Raw genomic sequence first — 16,125 nt, 5'->3', positions numbered from 1 at the left:
GGGAATCGGAGGGGCGGGACGGCTCAATGCGGAAGCGGACTGTCCAGATACTGGGATGCGGGGCGGGTGACGGCGAAACCACCGGGCTCCCTTACGTTCCAGGTTGCCACATGCGTGACCGGGCCGCCTACCACCTCGGCCTCGCTGGAATCGCCGCGGGTTTCCGCCTCGCCATGGTGGAGGCAGAGGTGGACGCGGGCGTGGGCGGACTCGGCCAGGTGCTGGGCCTGCGCCTGCAGATCCCGCAGGGGCTGGAGGTCGTGCAGGGGCGCACCGCCGGGGTCGAGCGGCCGCACCCCCAGCAGCGTGGTGCCCGTCTGGAGCGCCAGGATGAAGCCCTGGGCGCGCAGGCCCTGCTCCAGCGTGTCCATGACGGTGGCGAGCGCGGCGTAGGTGGTGTCGTCGTCCAGGTCCGCGTCGGGGAGCACCACCTCCGCGTTCACGGCCAGCACCAGGCGCGTCTGGCCCTCCACATGGTTGGGCTCTTCCGTGGCCTCGCGCAGGGCGGTGAGGAAGGCGTTCACGCTGGGGTAGCGGCGGGTGGAGTCCTTGTTGAGGCAGCGCAGCACCACCGCGTCCACCGCGGGGGACACCGGGGCCTTCATGCTGGGGCGCGGCGGAGGGGCCTCCAGGTGCATGCGCTCCAGCTCCAGGCGATCATCCGACTGGAACGGATAGCGGCCGGTGAGCAGCTGGTAGAGCAGCACGCCCAGCGCGTACACGTCCGTGGGCGGCCCGATGCTGCCGCCCCGGAACTGCTCCGGCGCCATGGCGTGCGCGGTGCCCAGGCGCTGGCCCGCGGTGGTGAGCCCCTGCTGGCCGGGCTCCTGCTGGATGAGCTTCGCGATGCCGAAGTCCAGCAGCTTCAGCCGGGGCTTCTCCCCCTCCTCCACCACGAGGATGTTGCTGGACTTCAGGTCCCGGTGCACGACGCCCGCGCGGTGCGCCGCCTCCAGCGCGCCGCAGACGGGCTCCAGGTACGCCAGCGCGCGGGACGCGGACAGCCGCCCGCGCTCCTGCACCACCTGGCTCAGGGTGCGCCCGGAGAGCAGCTCCATCACGTAGTAGGGGCTGCCGTCCGGCATCAGCCCGAAGTCGTAGACGTCCACGATGTTCGGGTGGTGGATCTGGTTGACGACGCGCGCCTCGCGCACGAAGCGCTGGAGCATCTCGCCCTGATCCGCCAGGTGCGAGTGCAGCACCTTCACCGCGGCGTGCCGCCCCAGGATGCGGTGCTCCGCCTCGTACACGCTGCCGTGGCCACCCGCGGCGAGCATGGACTTGAGGACGTACTCACCCGCCAGGGTGCCCGGTCCCCGCTCGGCACGGGTGGGTGTGTCGTGCGCCTTCTCCGTGGCGTTCGCGGCCGCGCGCGCCTGGATGCGGAAGGTGCTCTCGGAGTCCGCCGCCATGAATGCCCGCACCCTACCATCCACGGGGTGGGTCGCGTGTACCCGTGCCAGGCCGCCTGCCCTGCTCGCCTGTCTACCCGTTCACCAGGAGTCACCCTCCGGGTCCCGGAGGGGAGGGGGCGTTCATTGGAAGCCGTTGGGGTATGGTGGCGGTCCGGGCCAGCCGTTCGGGCCACACGGAGCACGGCGTCATGCACGACAGGCGGCGAGGACACGGCCGTCCCGAGCGCAGGGGTACGCCAGGGGGCTTGCATACATGATGACGTTGGTGGACGAGCTCACGACCTGCGCGGGCCAGTCGGTCACGGCCCCGTCCTCGACCGGGGCGTGCCTCATCCTCATCAGCACCACGACGCCAGCCGCCATCGGCAAGGCGTACCGGCTGGAGCCGGGCGAGCACGTCATCGGGCGCGGCTCGGAGGCCGAGGTGCGCATCGACGACCACGGGGTGTCGCGCAAGCACGCGCGCATCCTGCGCAAGCCGGACGGCTCGTGCCTCGTGACGGACCTGGAGTCCACCAACGGCACGTTCCTCAACGGCCTGCCGGTGTCCACCGCGGAGCTGCAGGAGGGCGACCGGCTCCAGGTGGGCACGGTGACGGTGTTCCGCTTCTCCCGGCGCGAGGTGCTGGAGCAGCGCGAGGAGCAGCTGCGGCAGGCCCTGTCCGCCGCGCGCGTGGGCATCTGGGACTGGAACGCGAAGAGCGGGCAGGTGACGTGGAGCGAGCACGTGGACCGGCTCCTGGGCCTGGCCGTGGGCAAGCTGTCCGGCCGCGCCATGGACCTGGAGGAGGTGGTGCATCCGGCGGACCTGCCCCGGCTTCGCGCGGGGCTGGCCACGGCGCTGCAGCAGCGCTCGCAGGTGGACGTGGAGTACCGCATCGAGCCCCCGGGCAGCGGCTTCCGCTGGATTTCGTGCAAGGGCGACGTGCTGCTGGATGCGTCAGGGCAGCCCGCGCGGGTGACGGGCACGGTGATGGACATCACCGCGCGCAAGCAGGCGGAGCAGGAGCTGCACCGCCAGGCGCTCATCTTCGAGAGCATCTCCGACGGCGTCGTCATCACGGACCTGGCGGGTGGCGTGATTGACTGGAACACCAGCGCGGAGCGGATGTTCGGCCGCAGCCGCAAGGAGGCCATGGGGCAGACGCTCTTCAGCGTGCTTCACCCCGGCGAGCCGGACCGGCTGACGGGCGCCGTCCTCACCGCGCTGGAGGTGCACGGGCGCTGGAGCGGGGAGCTGGAGTTCAAGCGCGCGGACGGCATGGCGTGCGTCTGCGAGTCCGTGGTGGTGCCGCTGCGCGACGCCGAAGGGCGCATCATCGCGAACATCATGGTGCACCGCGACCTGAGCGAGCGCCGGCAGCTGCAGGCGCGCCTGGTGGTGGCGGACCGGCTGGCCAGCGTGGGCACGCTGGGCGCGGGCGTGGCGCACGAAATCAACAACCCGCTGGCGTACATGCTGGTGAACCTGCACCTCATCCGCGAGGGGCTGGACAAGCTGGAGGCGCAAGGCGCGCCGTCGGAGCCGGTGGCCTCCATCCAGCAGCTGGTGCGCGAGACGACGGAGGGCGCGGAGCGCATCGCGACCATCGTGCGCGACCTGAAGGTCTTCGCGCGCGGCGAGCAGGAGTCGCGGCCCATGCCGGTGGACGTGCGCCGCTCGGTGGAGCTGGCGTGCAAGATGGCGGACAACGTCATCCGCCACCGCGCGCGGCTGGTGACGGAGTTCGAACCCGTCCCCGCGGTGGAGGCGAGCGAGGCGCGGTTGTGCCAGGTGTTCCTGAATCTCTTGCTCAACGCGGCGCAGGCCATCCCGGAGGACCCGTCCTCCGTCACCGAGCATGAGATTCGCGCCATCATCCGCCCGGGCGAGGCGGGCAAGGTGGTGGTGGAGGTGCGCGACACCGGCGTGGGCATGACGCCGGAGGTGCTGGGGCGCATCTTCGATCCGTTCTTCACCACCAAGGCGGTGGGCGTGGGCACGGGGCTGGGGCTGTCCATCTGCCACGGCATCGTGGAGTCCATGGGCGGCTCCATCCACGCGGAGAGCACGCCGGGGCAGGGCAGCACGTTCCGCGTGGTGCTGCGCTCGGCCGCGCACGAGGTGGACCTCTACCCGCGGCTGTCCGCGACGGCGCCGGCGGGGGCGCGCGCGCGCATCCTGGTGGTGGATGACGAGCCCAACGTGACGGTGGCGCTGCAGCGCTCGCTGGCGTCGGAGCATGAGGTGTCCACCGCGAACAGCGCGCAGGCGGCGCTGCGGCTGGTGAACGAGGGCAGCCGCTTCGACCTCATCCTCTGCGACGTGATGATGCCGGGGATGACGGGCATGGACCTGTACTTCGAGCTGGGGCGCTCGGTGCCGGAGCAGGCGGGACGGATGGTGTTCATGACGGGTGGGGCCTTCACGCCGCGCACGACGTCGTTCCTCCGGGACGTGCCGAACCTCAAGCTGAGCAAGCCGCTGGACCTGGCGCAGCTGCGCGAGCTGGTGGGCCGCTCGGCGGAGGCGTCTCGATGAGCGCCTCCTCCGGTCACCCCGCGGCGGCCCCCCAGGTGGCCGCGGCGCCGGAGGTCCCCGTGCCGGTGGGGCTGACGGGGGCCGTGGCTCCGGAAGGCCTGGAGTGGACGGTCCGGTCGCTGGGGATGGGGCTGCTCATTGGCGCGCTCCTGGCCATCACCAACCTCTACATGGGGTTGAAGACGGGCCTGTGGGACTCGGGCTCCATCACCGCGGCGGTGCTGGGGTTCAGCGCGCTGGCGCCCTACGGACGCAGGCGGGGCGTGCCCTACACGCCGCTGGAGAACAACCTCACGCAGACGACGGCCGCCGCGGTGGGCGCGACGCCCGCGTCGGCGGGGCTGCTGGCCGCCATCCCGGCGCTGACCCTGCTGGGCTCGGTCGTTCCGGGCTGGGGCATCGCGGCCTGGGGCCTGGTGCTGGGCGCGGTGGGTGTGCTGGTGGCGAGCCTGTTGCGGCGGCGCCTGGTGGAGCAGGAGGCCCTGCCGTTTCCCACGGGCATCGCGACCGCGGAGCTCATCTCCACGCTGCACGCGGCCACGCCTCCGGATGAGGCGCGGGACACGCGGGCCGGAAGGGGCCGCACGCTGGTGGTCTCCGGCGTGGTGGCCATGGCCATCACCTGGATGCGCGATGCGCGCGCGTGGCTGCCGGGGATGGTGGCGCTGCCGGGCCGCGTGGGCGGCGTCCCGCTGGAGTCCGTGATGTGGGGCGTGGGGCTGAGCCCCATGCTGCTGTCGGTGGGCATGATGACGGGCCTGCCGCTGGCGCTGAGCATGCTGCTGGGCGCGGCGCTGGCGTGGGGTGTGCTCGCGTCGTGGCTCGTGGACACGGGCCTGGTGTCGGGCGCGGGTTTCGAGCCGCTGTCCTCGTGGCTGATGTGGCCCGGCGTGGGCCTGATGGTGGGCGGGGCGGTGGCGTCGCTGGCGGCGCAGGCGCGGGACTTCCTGGGCGCGGCGAAGGACCTGCGCTCGGTGGGCGTGAGCCGGGGCGGGCTGCCCCGGTGGAGCCTGGGCGTGGCCGCGGTGGCGTGCGTGCTGGCGGTGGTGCTGGGCGGGGTGCTCTTCGGCCTGGGCGTGCCGTCCATGCTGCTGGCGCTCGCGCTGCTGGTGCCGCTGTGCGCGGTGTGCGCCCGGAGCGCGGGACAGGCGGACGTGTCGCCGGTGGGCCAGGTGGGAAACCTCACGCAGGTCGTCTTCGGCGGGGTGCGGCCCGGAGAGCTGGCGCCCAACGTGGCGGCGGGCTCGGTGGTGGCGGGCGCGGCGGCGCAGACGGGCGTGAGCCTGTGGTCGTTGAAGGCGGGGTACCTGCTGGGCGCGTCCGCCTCGCGGCAGCTCGCCGCGCAGCTGGTGGGCGTGGCGGTGGGCGCGCTGGTGGCGGTGCCGGCCTACCTGCTGCTGGTGAACGCATATGGCGTGGGGACGGCGGTGTTGCCGGCGCCCTCGGCGGCGCAGTTCCGGGCGGTGGCGGAGGTGTCCGTGCGAGGCCTGGCGGGGCTGCCGCCCTACGCGGGCCAGGCCGCGCTGGTGGGCTTCGCGGTGGGCGCGCTGTCGACGCTGGCCGCGAAGAGCCGGGCGGCGCGGTGGCTGCCGTCGCCGGTGGCCATGGGCATCGGCTTCATCACGCCGCCCTACTTCGCGGTGACGTTGTGCGTGGGCGCGGGCCTGGCGGCGCTCGCGCGCAGGTGGGCGCCGAAGACGACCGACGCGCACGTGCCCTCGCTGAGCTCCGGCGCGCTGGTGGGCGAGTCGCTGATGGGGCTCTTCGTCGCGGCGACGGCGGCGCTGTCGAAGCCGGCGTAGCGCGCTACGCCGCGGGCGTGAGATCCCTCACCCGCTCCAGCGAGTGGCGGATGCGGTCCTCCATCAGGTTCGGCATGTGCGCCGAGCGCGCCAGCGCCTCTCCGAGCGCGAGCATCGCCTCCGCGAAGTCGCCCCGGCGCCCGGCCGCGAGCCCCATCATCTCCAGCACCTCCAGGGGCTCCTGCTCCACGGAGACCTGGGCGGAGCGCTCGCGCAGCGCGTGCCACTCCGCCGCCGTCGCGTCCCGGGCGGACAGCTCCACCATGGAGAAGAGCACCTCTTCCGACGGGCTCAGGTGCGCGCCGTGCCGGTTCGTGGCCAGCGCCTGCCGCACCTGTTCCAGCAGGCCGCGCGCCTGTTCGTGCCGCCCCGCCCACGCCGTGGCCCGCGCCTGGAGCAGCAGCGCCCAGGGCCGGTGCGCCACCTCCGGATGCCGGCGCTCCAGCGCCACGGCGCGCGCGATGTGCGGCGCCGCCGCCTCCGAGTCGCCCGCCTGGTAGTACAGCTCGCCCAGGTTGATTTCGCCGAAGTACTCCCAGCCCACCACGCCCAGCTCGCGCCCCAGTTGCATGAAGCGCTCCTGGTCCTTCAGCGCGTTCGTCAGGTCGCGCCGGGCCACCCACAGGTTGCGGCGGTTGTTGATGGCCGCGCCCAGGTGGAGCCGGTCGCCGCGCTCCGTGCAGATGCTGATGAGCTCGTCGAGCAGCCGCTCCGCGCCGTCGATGTTGCCCATGCTCGGCAGGATGGCGACCATCAGGAGCAGCGCCACCACCAGGGATTCGTAGCCCGCGTCTCCCAGCTTCCGCGCCCGCTCCGCCGCAGCCTCCAGCGTCATGAGCGCGTCCAGCCACTCGCCCTTGCGGAACTGCGCGCGGCCCAGTGCCAGGAGCAGCCGCGTGCGCACGTAGGGCGACGGCACCGCTTCCGCCAGCTGCTGCGCCTCCTGCACCCGCGACTCGCTGCGCGCGTAGTCGTTCACCCAGTCGAAGGCCATGGCCTCGTCGAGCAGCAGCTCCACCTGCGCGCGGGAATCCCCCAGGCTGCGCGCCCGGTCTCGCGCGATGGCGAAGTCCGTGAGCGAGTCCTCGTACCGGCCGATGCGGTAGCGCATCAGGCCCCGGCCGCGCAGCGCGGTGAGCCGGCGCAGCTCGTCCTCGGGTTCGATGAGCTCCAGGGCGCGCGTGTACATGGCCTCCGCGTCCAGGTACGCGTGACGGCCGCGCGCGGACTCCGCCAGGTCGATGGTCAGCGCCGCCGCCTCGTCGCGGTTGCCCGCCGCCGCCGCGTGCAGCGCCAGCCGGGCCAGCCGCTGGCGCTCCTGCGAGCCCGCCGGGCTCAGGTAGTGGCGGTACGCGGCGTGGTGGATGCGCGCCTTCTCCTCCGCGGGCAGGCTCGCGACCACGGCCTCGCGCACCAGTTCGTTGCGGAAGCTCAGCCCCTCCAGCCGGTGCTCCACCAGCAGCCCCAGGTCCAACAGCCGCCGCGTCGCGTGGCCCACGTCCAGCGGGAACTGCGCCGCGGCCCCGTCGCGCTCCAGCTCGCGCACCACGCCGTCCGCCGCCGTGGCGGTGAAGGTCGCGCCCAGCAGCGCGCACAGCCGGGCATGCGCGGCGAGCGCCGGGGGCAGCGCGCCCAGTTCGCGGTCCGCCAGCCACTCCACCAGACGAAGCTCCGGCAGGCGGTCCAGCTCGTCCGTGACGAGGTACCAGTTGCCGCCCGGGCCGCGCTGCCGCACCAGCCCCTGGCGCTTGAGGCCGCGCACCAGCTCCACCAGGAACAGGGGCACGCGCTGCGCGCGCTCGACGATTCGCTCCACCGCCTGCGCGGGCACGTTCTCCACCGGCTTGAGCAGCGCGCGGCACAGGGCGTGCGCGTCGCCCGGGGACAGGCCGGAGAGGGGCAGATCCAGATGGCGCGCGGCGCGGGCGCCCCAGGCCGGGCGGCTCTGCTCGAAGCCCGGACGCACCAGCACGCAGACCCACAGGGGCACGCGCGTCTCCGCGAGCGCGGCGTACTCCAGCGCGTCCAGCGCCGTCTCCTCCGCGAAGTGCGCGTCGTCCACGATGAGGCACAGGGGCCGCTCGCGCGCGGTCGCCGCCAAGAGCTCACCCGTGGCGCGCATGGCCAGCGAGCGCAGCGCGCCCGGGGCCGCGGCCCAGCTCTGCAGCTCCGGCCCTCCCGGCGCGTACCACCCGAGCGTCGCGGCCACGCCCGGCCACAGCTCCATGCCCAGCCGGGGCCCCAGCCGCTCCAGGATGGCGTTGCGGCCGACCTCCTGCGTGTCGGTTTCCTCGCGGTCGACGCCGTGCAGCGCCATGCGCAACAGCGAGCGCAGGGTGCCTTCCGGGTCACCCTGCACGGGCTCGCGCGAGCGCAGCGCGTAGACGCGCGCTTGCGGCAGCGCGGCCCCCAGGCGCAGGCCCAGCGTGGAGGACAGGTGGCTCTTGCCCAGGCCCCGGTCGCCGCGCACGGTGACGATGGTGGGCGCCCCGTCCGACACCGCGGACCGGGCGCTCTCCAGCAGCTGCTCCAGCTCCACGTCGCGGCCCATCAGCATGCCGCCGCCCAGCTGCAGCACGGTGACGTCCGGCCGGGGCGCGGCGCCCGAAGGCGCGGGGCGCATCAGCCCGGAGTGTCCGGGCACCGGCAGGCACGGCACCTCCGGCACGGCCTCCGCGGCGGAGATGGAGAGCAGCGGTCCGCGCAGCTCCGGGACGTGGGGGTAGCGCTCCTCGCGCGCGAAGATGGCGCTCAGGTAGCGGGGCGCGCCGTCGCGGCGGCGCTGCACGGTGACGGAGGCCACGTCCACGAGCGAGGCCGGGGCCAGTCCCCGCTCGGCCAACCCTTCCGCGGCGCGCAGGGCGCGGCGCACGGGGTTCTCTCCCACGTCGGGGTCGAAGACGCCCGCGAAGCGCTCCCCGTCCGCGAAGGCCATGTGGCCTCCGTAGGCGGCCAGGGCCTTCTGCATCGCCACGGGGCTGGAGCGCGAGGAGACGAACAGCACCGCCACCGAGCGGCGCGTCTGGGCGGGGCGCACCTCCGGCAGCAGGGTGAGCCGGGGCGCGGGCTGCACGGTGGACTGGCCCGCGTGGTCCAGCGCCGCGCGCAGCGCCTGGGCCACGGCGGCGGCGTCGCGGGGACGGCGCGCGGGCTCCTTGGCCAGGCAGCGCAGCACGACCTCCTCCACGGGCGGCGCCACCGGGGCGTACTCCGACGGAGGCGGGGGCCGCAGCGACAGGTGCGCCTGCAGCACCTCCGTGAGCGGGCCGAAGAAGGGCGGCCGGCCGGTGATGAGCTCGTAGAGGATGACGCCCAGCGCGTACACGTCCGTGCGCGCGTCGAGGACGGCGTGGCCGGCGCACTGCTCGGGCGCCATGTACTCGGCGGTGCCGGCGAAGGAGGACGTGTCGTCGGGGGTGCCGTCATCCGCGAGCGCGCCGGGAGCGGGGCGCTGCACCAGGCCGAAGTCGAAGACGCGGGCGCGCTTGTGCGCGTCGTCCAGGAAGACGTGCTCGGGCTTGAGGTCGCAGTGCACCAGGCCGTGCGCGTGCACGACGGACACCGCCTCCAGGAGCACGCTGGCGCGCGGCCCGAACTCCTGCGGCGACATGGGGCCGGACACCCGGGCCAGCCAGTCCGCCAGCGTGGGCAGCGGCACGTACTCCATGGCGAGGAAGCGCTGTCCGCCGGGCAGCGTGCCCGTGGCGTGGAGCGCGGGCACGGTGGGCGGGCCCATGGCGCGCAGGGCCTCCGCCTCGCGCGCGAGCTGCTCCTCCGCGAGCGCGATGCCGGGACGCGCCAGCTTCAGCGCGATGCGTTCGCCCTCGGTGCCGTCGGCGGAGCGCGCGTGCGCGGCCAGCAGCACGCCGAAGCCGCCGCGCGCGATGACCTTCTCGCAGCGGTACCCTGGGACGTCGGGCACGACGAGGGCGGCATCGGACGGCGGAGCGATGAGAGGCGGGACGCCGGGCGGGCACGGCGTGTGAGAGCCCTCCCAACGCCGCCCGCATGTGAGGCAGCGCGGCACGGCGCCACTCTATGCCAGCGCCGCCGTGATTTCCGAACCACCACAAGGGCCCATTCGTTGGGCGCGTGAAGCATTCGTCAGAAGTCCTCCCATGCCCGGAGGGCTTCCGGGCGCCACACCGCGAGAACCGCGCGACACCGGACATCCGGGGCGGCCAGCAGGTCAGCGGGTCGCACGCGCCACCGGCTGCGTCATTTCGCACCGCGATGCGCAAGGATGTCAGGACTCCCTGCTAGCCCTGTTCAACAGGAGGAACAGGCATGAAAGGGATTCAGTCTCGGCGTGCGTGGCTGGGCCTGGTGCTCATCGCGGGGCTGGTGGGCTGCGCGGGAGGACGTGCCGGTTCGTTGCCGGTGGGGCTGCACGGGTACGCGCGCTACCACAGCGCCTCGCCAGCCCCGTTTCCTGGGGACGCTGTGTCCGCGGGAGCGGGCGGGGCGCTGAACCTGGTGGAGGCGGACGCGTTCGAGCAGTTGGTGCTGCGCGCCGGGTTGGAGGACCTGGACGAGCTGCCGGTCCGCCGCAACCCCTTCACGCCCGAGGACGCGGCCGAGGTGCTGGACCGGCTGATGGAGAAGCCGGTGACGCCGGGCACGTATCCGCCGCGCATGGCGGTGGGCTTCCTGCTGCGCGAGGTGCTGGAGGGCGGGGAGGTGTCGCGCGAGGAGCTGCTGTACCGGATGGAGCGCTTCGTCCGGGAGCAGGTGGCGGTGCTGCGGCCGGATGGCTGCCTGGCCTGGGCGCTCGATGGGCGCACGCAGCAGCGGGTGGCGCCCGTGCAGTGGAAGGACGGGGCCTTCCGCGCGGGCAACTTCGAGCTGGGGCGCTTCTACAGCGGTAAGGGTGGTGTCTTCCGCCACGTCGATGCGCAGCTGCGGGCCGCGGACTGGAGACCGCTCGCGGAGGTGTACGACGACGCGGACGTCATTGGCCGCTCACTGGATGGAGCCGAGGACGCCTTCGTGGAGCTGTACCACGGCCTGGGACAGCTCCTGTCCCATCCGACGGACAGCCTCGCGAGCCTGCGAAATCTCCCGGAGGGCGTGGCGACGCTGATCACCTCGTCGCCCGAGTACTGGGAGCGCTTCCGGTACATGACGGAGGGCGAGCAGATCCGCGAAGCGGCGCGGCTGACCACGAACGTCCTCACGCTGTGGGGAACGGCCTCGGCGACGACGCGCACGTTGACGCGAGCGGTGGCGGGAGTGGAGGCCACGGTGCCCGTGCTCGCGGTGTCCGCGGAGGGGCTGCTCAGTATCGAGCGTGTCGCGGTCCGCGTGGGACGCGCGGCGGCGGCGCTGAGTGGAGGGCCTGGTGCGGCACTCATCCTCCAGAAGGCAAACGCGGCGCCGGCACCGGACGAGCCGGGACAGTGGGGACCCGCGAAGGAGTCGATGTCCGACCGGGCCCGGCGCTACCAGGAGCAGATCTCCGGGCACTCGGCGGACGAGGCCTACTGGGTCAACGGCGTGAAGTTCGACGGGTTCCGGGACGGAGTGCTGCTGGAGGCGAAGGGCCCGGGCTACGCGAACAAGTTCCTCGAAGCCCTGGATCCAAAGCCGTGGTTTGAACTCACGGGAGCAAAAGCACTCGTCAAGCAGGCGAGACGGCAGCTTGAGGCTGTTCAAGGACTGGGGGCGCGCATCGAGTGGCATGTCGCCGAGAAAAAGGCTGCGAACGCAATTGAGATGCTCTTCAAGAACAACGGCGTTCAAGGAGTCCGGATCGTGCACACTCAAGCACGTTGAGGAGGGAGCGCGGTGACCGCCACGGACGAGCCCTGGAAGTATCTCGAGACGTACTACGCAGGCGCCTATTGGGGTGTGCGCAGGGAAGTGCCTGAAGACTGCGCGCGGCGAACCGCGAGGCTCCTGGAGCTGTTGGCTCCGTGCGACCCGTTCCTTGCTCACTGGTACAAGCCCACACGGCCAATCAAGGACGAGCGCAAGTTCCCCCTGTTGCCATCGGACATGCCGACGCTCACCGAGATGTTCCGGCGAGGTGTCAATCGCGAGAAGGGGAAGCCGGTCATCGAGGAGCTGGGCTTCAGCATTACCTTTGCTAACGGCGGAGGGGCTTACGATCGATCGGCCCTGAGCATCCTCTGTGGGTGCTACTCCGAAGTCGTCCCCAACTGTTGCACGTTGAGCCTCCCTACGCTCGGGCGAAGTCCGAACGCCGAGCGCGTGATCTCCGCTCCCGTGCTCACGCATGCGGTGCGCAGCATGGCGCTGGCCATGGACCCCGACTGGGCCGTGGCCATGTCTCAGGCCTACCGGGAGCTGGATGATCCAGACAACAAGACCAACGCCTGGGTCGGCTGGGTGACCTACTTCTCCAAGCAGCGAGGCACCGTGCCCCCGCTGCCCGCGCCCGTGCGCATCGAACCCGTGGAGGACAAGGGCACGCTCATCGTCCTCACCCCGGAGCGCTTCACCGTGTCCAACCCCGACCACGTGGCGCTGGCCCGGCGCGTGCGCGAGCTGCTCACCCGGGCCGGGCTCATCTCCAACCGCTGAACGAAAAAAGGCGCGCTCCACCCGGCCGGTGGAGCGCGCCAACACAACAACCCCGGCCTCTACCGCTGCGGCACTTCAATCGCGCGCAAGAGCGCCCCGTCCTGTCCGGGCACGCGCGCTCGCAGGAGCAGCGCGGACCCCGGATCCGCGGACGTCAGCGCCTGCGCCGCCTCCGCGACGCCGGACACCTTCTGTTCACCCACCTGCGTCAGCACCATCCCGGGCGCCAGGCCCGCGCGCTCCGCGGCGCTGCCGGACTCCACCGCCACCACCTGCGCGCCACCGTTGCCGTCCATCGCCTCCGACAGCCGCAGGCCCAACCGCTTGGACAACGGCGCGGGCGTCGCATCCCGGGGCGTGACCTCTTCCTCGCCCCGCTGCGTGGGCCGGGTGCCCAGCTTCACCGGCACCTCCATCGCCTTGCCGCTGCGCACCAGGCTCACCTTCACCTCGCTGCCCGGCTTGAGCAGCGCCACCGCGCGCGTCAACGAGCCGGCGGAGTCCACCGCGCGCTCGCCCACGTGCGTGATGACGTCCTCCTCGCGCAGGCCCGCCTTGGCGCCAGGGCCGCCCGCGCTGACGCCGGCCACCACCGCGCCCTTCGCCGCGTCCACGCGCAGCGCGCGCGCCAGCTCCGGCGTGAGGTCCTGCACCGCCAGGCCCACCCAGCCCCGGCGCACCACGCCCGTCTCCTGCAGCTGCGGCAACAGCGCCTGGATGAGGTTCGCCGGCACCGCGAAGCCAATGCCCGTCGCGCCGCCGATGATGGCCGTGTTCATGCCAACCACTTCGCCCTTCATGTTGAAGAGCGGGCCGCCGGAGTTGCCCGGGTTGATGGCCGCGTCCGTCTGCAGGAAGTCGTCATACGGACCCGCGTGGATGTCGCGCGCCCGGGCGGACAGGATGCCCGCGCTCACGCTCGACGCCAGGCCGAACGGATTGCCAATGGCCATCACGGGGTCGCCCACGCGCAGCCCATCCGAGTCCCCCAGCTTCACGAACGGCAGGTTCCCGGACACGCCCTTCAACTGGAGCAGCGCCACGTCCGTGAGCGCGTCGCGGCCCAGCACCTCCGCCTCGAAGGAGCGCCCGTCCTCCAGCTTCACCCGGACGGTGTCCGCGCCCTCCACCACGTGGTTGTTCGTGAGCACCAGGCCGGACGGGTCAACGATGAAGCCCGACCCCTGCCCCTGCTTCGCGGGCGCGCCGCCTCCACCAAAGGGGCCCTGTCCGCCCGGCATGCCGAAGCGCTCGGCGATGCCCGGAGGCAGGCCCTGCATCATCGCGGGACGGGCGCGCGCCTGCACCTCCACGTTCACCACCGCGCCCTTCACCGTGTCCACCAGCGGCGCCAGCGACATGAGCGCGCCGGGCGACCCGGGCGTGGGCGAATAGACCGCCGGCTCCACCTTCGCGCCCGAGGGCGTGGTGGCCGTCTTCAACGACAGCGTGGGCCGGGCAGGGGGAGCCACGTCCGCGGCCGGCTTGCAGGCCCCCAGGGCGACCAGGGGCATCAGCGTGAGCGCGCGGGCAAGGTGGCGGCGGGACGGAAGCGTGCGAACCATCGTGCGTTCTCCTTGGGTGGCGGCCGGAGGCGGGGCCCTCCGGACGGAAAATGGGAAAGAAAGAGTCGAACCGGATGCGGTGGGCACCCTGGGAAGGAGGCAGCGGTCCCGTTCCACCAGCGACACCGGGAGCCACCGGTGGCCCAGCTGCCTGAAGGGAGCTCTTGGAGGAAGCCCCGCATCCGGTCCGACGCCAGGACTCCATTGCAGTACGTGGGCCAACCCCTCCCAAACCGCCCTTCAGAGGGGAGCCCGGCCCCAGGGGGCCCCAGGACGCGGGGCAAAGTGCCCCAGCCGGGGCATTTCGCCCAGGGGCAGCGTGCCCCATGCCCTACCACCCCGGCTCCCTCCGGACATGGCACGGCGGATGCTCGTGGAACGGGAGGTCCTCCGCGAGCGTCGCCGCCGCGGCACCTTCAACCCCTTCAGGAGTCCAGTCCCATGGTGCACGAGCAGCCGGAAGGGGTCGCGCGAAACGCGGCCTGGGAAGACCCTCACGGTGAGCCTGGCCGGGCGCCGCGCATCCTGGTCGCGGATGATCAGACGGAGATGCGCACGCTCATCCGCAAGATGCTGGTGCGGCGCGGCTATGACGTGGTGGAGGCGGCGGACGGGCCGGACCTGGTGCGCGTCCTCGTGGAAGGGCTGACGGCGGAGGAGTCTCGCGCGCCCGACCTCATCATCACGGACGTGCGCATGCCGGGCTTCACGGGCCTGGAGGTGCTCGCCCGGCTGCGGCGTGAGCAGTGGACCACGCCGGTCATCCTCATCACCGCCTTTGGCGACGTGCAGCTGCACCGCGAGGCCCTGCGCCTGGGGGCTGCCTGTGTGCTCAACAAGCCGTTCGACATGGACGAGCTGCGCGGCGCGGTGGAGGTGGCCCTCGCGGCGACGCGCGAGTGAAGCCGCCCTGGTGCCGCCGCGCTAAGGTACGAAGGCCCATGCGCCGCCCCTTCTGCTCCCTGTCGTTGTCCCTGCTGTGCCTGGCGTGCGCGCCCACGCAGCGTCAGACGCCGGACGCGGGCGCCCAAGACTCCAAGCCCCAGCGGCTGGTGGCGCAAGTCGTCCACACGTATCCGCACGACCCCACGGCCTTCACGCAGGGGCTCCAGTTCCACCAGGGCCAGCTCTACGAGAGCACCGGTGAGAAGGGCGACCTGCGCCGCATCTCCCTGGACCAGGCGGCACCGCTGTGGAAACAGTCCCTGCCGGGCGTGTTTCCGGAGGGGCTCGCGAGTGACGGCGAGCGGCTGTACCAGCTCACCTGGCAGGACGAGACGCTCTTCGTGTGGAGCGGCGCGCCGCCCGCGCAGGAGAAGCAGGTGGCGTACCCGGGCGAGGGCTGGGGCCTGTGCTACTGGAAGGGCCAGCTGGTGCGCAGCGACGGCACGGCCACGCTGCGCTTCCACGACCCGAAGGACTTCCACGAGAAGTCCCAGGTGCAGGTGACATTGCAGGGCGCGCCCCAGGACATGCTCAACGAGCTGGAGTGCGCGGAGGACGGCGTCTACGCCAACGTCTGGCACTCCAGCACCGTCCTGAAGATCGACTACGCCACCGGCCGCGTGCTGGCGGTCATCGACGCGTCGGCGCTGGCGGAGGCGGTGCGCGGGCGCGTGCACAGCTTCGAGGCGGTGCTCAACGGCATCGCGCTGGAGCCCGGCACCAACCGGATGTTCCTCACCGGCAAGCTGTGGCCCGACCTCTTCGAGGTGGTGCTGGTGGGCCCCGCCACCACGCCCTAGGCGGAGAAGCGCCGCCGCACGGTGCGGACCACCTCCGCGTCCCAGCGCGGTGACAGCAGCTCCAGCGCGGTCCGCCGGAAGGGCAGGGCGCACGCCAGACACGCCAGCGTCGCGGCCAGTCCAATGAGCGAGTTCTGCCAGGAGGCCAGGTTCCACTGGCCGGACCAGGACCACGCCTCCAGGCTCTGGGGCCACAGGTAGTGGATGGGCCAGCCCGGGCCGCTGCCGGCCAGGTCGCACAGCAGATGACCGTGGAAGGCAGCCACCGACAGCAGGGCCACGCCTGCCCGTTGCCGCGCCAATGCCGTACAGACCGCCAGCGTGACGAGCGCTCCCACGTAGCCATGGAAAATCACGTGGTGATAACGCGAATAGAACTCTTCACCCGCCAGCAATGACAAACCATCCAGGTCCGGCGCGAGCCCCGCGCAGGTGACCAGGATGCGGTCTCGACGTTCGCGCAGGCCTTGCGCCAGGAGCCACGACAGCTCTGCATGGACGATGGGACTCATGGGTGTGCGCTAGCGTACG

The 16,125-nt window shown here is 72.5% G+C and carries 10 protein-coding genes; 6 read left to right on the top strand and 4 right to left on the bottom strand.

The window, feature by feature from the left end:
- Nucleotides 1-23: 23 nt before the first annotated feature.
- The gene (locus D7X96_RS28970; RefSeq protein ID WP_121771237.1) at nt 24-1,412 is read right to left on the bottom strand and encodes a serine/threonine-protein kinase; all 1,389 of its coding nucleotides are present in this window, start codon (nt 1,410-1,412) and stop codon (nt 24-26) included.
- 259 nt (nt 1,413-1,671) lie between these two features.
- On the opposite strand from D7X96_RS28970, the gene D7X96_RS28965 reads away from it, so the two are divergent.
- Nucleotides 1,672-3,936: a serine histidine kinase EspA gene (locus tag D7X96_RS28965; protein WP_167510890.1), complete on the top strand. Its 2,265-nt coding sequence runs from the start codon at nt 1,672-1,674 to the stop codon at nt 3,934-3,936.
- On the top strand, nt 3,933-5,738 hold the full coding sequence (locus D7X96_RS28960; protein ID WP_121771236.1) for an OPT/YSL family transporter: 1,806 nt from the start codon (nt 3,933-3,935) through the stop codon (nt 5,736-5,738). The genes D7X96_RS28965 and D7X96_RS28960 overlap by 4 nt, the downstream gene beginning before the upstream one ends.
- A gap of 4 nt (nt 5,739-5,742) precedes the next feature.
- Here D7X96_RS28960 and D7X96_RS28955 read toward each other — a convergent pair whose 3' ends face one another.
- A complete protein-coding gene (locus D7X96_RS28955; protein ID WP_208647395.1) occupies nt 5,743-9,660 on the bottom strand; it encodes a serine/threonine-protein kinase in 3,918 nt (1,305 codons plus the stop codon).
- A gap of 365 nt (nt 9,661-10,025) precedes the next feature.
- Between D7X96_RS28955 and D7X96_RS41590 the strand changes: the two genes are divergently transcribed.
- Complete coding sequence (locus D7X96_RS41590; RefSeq protein WP_121771234.1) at nt 10,026-11,513, top strand: Tox-REase-5 domain-containing protein; 1,488 nt, start codon at nt 10,026-10,028, stop codon at nt 11,511-11,513.
- Between the two features lie 12 nt (nt 11,514-11,525).
- On the top strand, nt 11,526-12,284 hold the full coding sequence (locus D7X96_RS41820; protein ID WP_121771233.1) for an immunity 52 family protein: 759 nt from the start codon (nt 11,526-11,528) through the stop codon (nt 12,282-12,284).
- A gap of 59 nt (nt 12,285-12,343) precedes the next feature.
- Here the strand turns inward: D7X96_RS41820 and D7X96_RS28940 are convergent, their stop codons facing one another.
- Complete coding sequence (locus tag D7X96_RS28940; protein ID WP_121771232.1) at nt 12,344-13,849, bottom strand: trypsin-like peptidase domain-containing protein; 1,506 nt, start codon at nt 13,847-13,849, stop codon at nt 12,344-12,346.
- 441 nt (nt 13,850-14,290) lie between these two features.
- Here D7X96_RS28940 and D7X96_RS28935 point away from each other — a divergent pair, with 441 nt between their 5' ends.
- Together D7X96_RS28935 and D7X96_RS28930 are read left to right on the top strand one after the other, a co-directional pair.
- Nucleotides 14,291-14,752, top strand: a complete 462-nt coding sequence (locus D7X96_RS28935) for a response regulator (protein ID WP_120546548.1) — start codon at nt 14,291-14,293, stop codon at nt 14,750-14,752.
- A 38-nt stretch (nt 14,753-14,790) separates the two neighbouring features.
- A complete protein-coding gene (locus D7X96_RS28930) occupies nt 14,791-15,594 on the top strand; it encodes a glutaminyl-peptide cyclotransferase (RefSeq protein ID WP_121771231.1) in 804 nt (267 codons plus the stop codon).
- Here the strand turns inward: D7X96_RS28930 and D7X96_RS28925 are convergent.
- Nucleotides 15,591-16,106 carry a metal-dependent hydrolase gene (locus D7X96_RS28925; protein WP_120546546.1) on the bottom strand — a complete coding sequence of 172 codons (516 nt, stop codon included), beginning with the start codon at nt 16,104-16,106 and terminating at the stop codon, nt 15,591-15,593. The genes D7X96_RS28930 and D7X96_RS28925 overlap by 4 nt on opposite strands.
- Nucleotides 16,107-16,125 lie beyond the last annotated feature (19 nt).

The organism is Corallococcus interemptor (genome assembly GCF_003668875.1).
Classification (GTDB): Bacteria; Myxococcota; Myxococcia; order Myxococcales; family Myxococcaceae; genus Corallococcus; species Corallococcus interemptor.
The sequence above is the reverse complement of the archived record's forward strand: the minus strand, read 5'-3'. Positions and strand labels throughout refer to the sequence as shown.

Coding starts and splice junctions, on each gene's coding strand:
- D7X96_RS28970 (WP_121771237.1), bottom strand. CDS start 1,412: ATGGCGGCGGACTCCGAGAGCACCTTCCGCATCCAGGCGCGCGCGGCC.
- D7X96_RS28965 (WP_167510890.1), top strand. CDS start 1,672: ATGACGTTGGTGGACGAGCTCACGACCTGCGCGGGCCAGTCGGTCACG.
- D7X96_RS28960 (WP_121771236.1), top strand. CDS start 3,933: ATGAGCGCCTCCTCCGGTCACCCCGCGGCGGCCCCCCAGGTGGCCGCG.
- D7X96_RS41590 (WP_121771234.1), top strand. CDS start 10,026: ATGAAAGGGATTCAGTCTCGGCGTGCGTGGCTGGGCCTGGTGCTCATC.
- D7X96_RS28940 (WP_121771232.1), bottom strand. CDS start 13,849: ATGGTTCGCACGCTTCCGTCCCGCCGCCACCTTGCCCGCGCGCTCACG.
- D7X96_RS28935 (WP_120546548.1), top strand. CDS start 14,291: ATGGTGCACGAGCAGCCGGAAGGGGTCGCGCGAAACGCGGCCTGGGAA.
- D7X96_RS28930 (WP_121771231.1), top strand. CDS start 14,791: ATGCGCCGCCCCTTCTGCTCCCTGTCGTTGTCCCTGCTGTGCCTGGCG.
- D7X96_RS28925 (WP_120546546.1), bottom strand. CDS start 16,106: ATGAGTCCCATCGTCCATGCAGAGCTGTCGTGGCTCCTGGCGCAAGGC.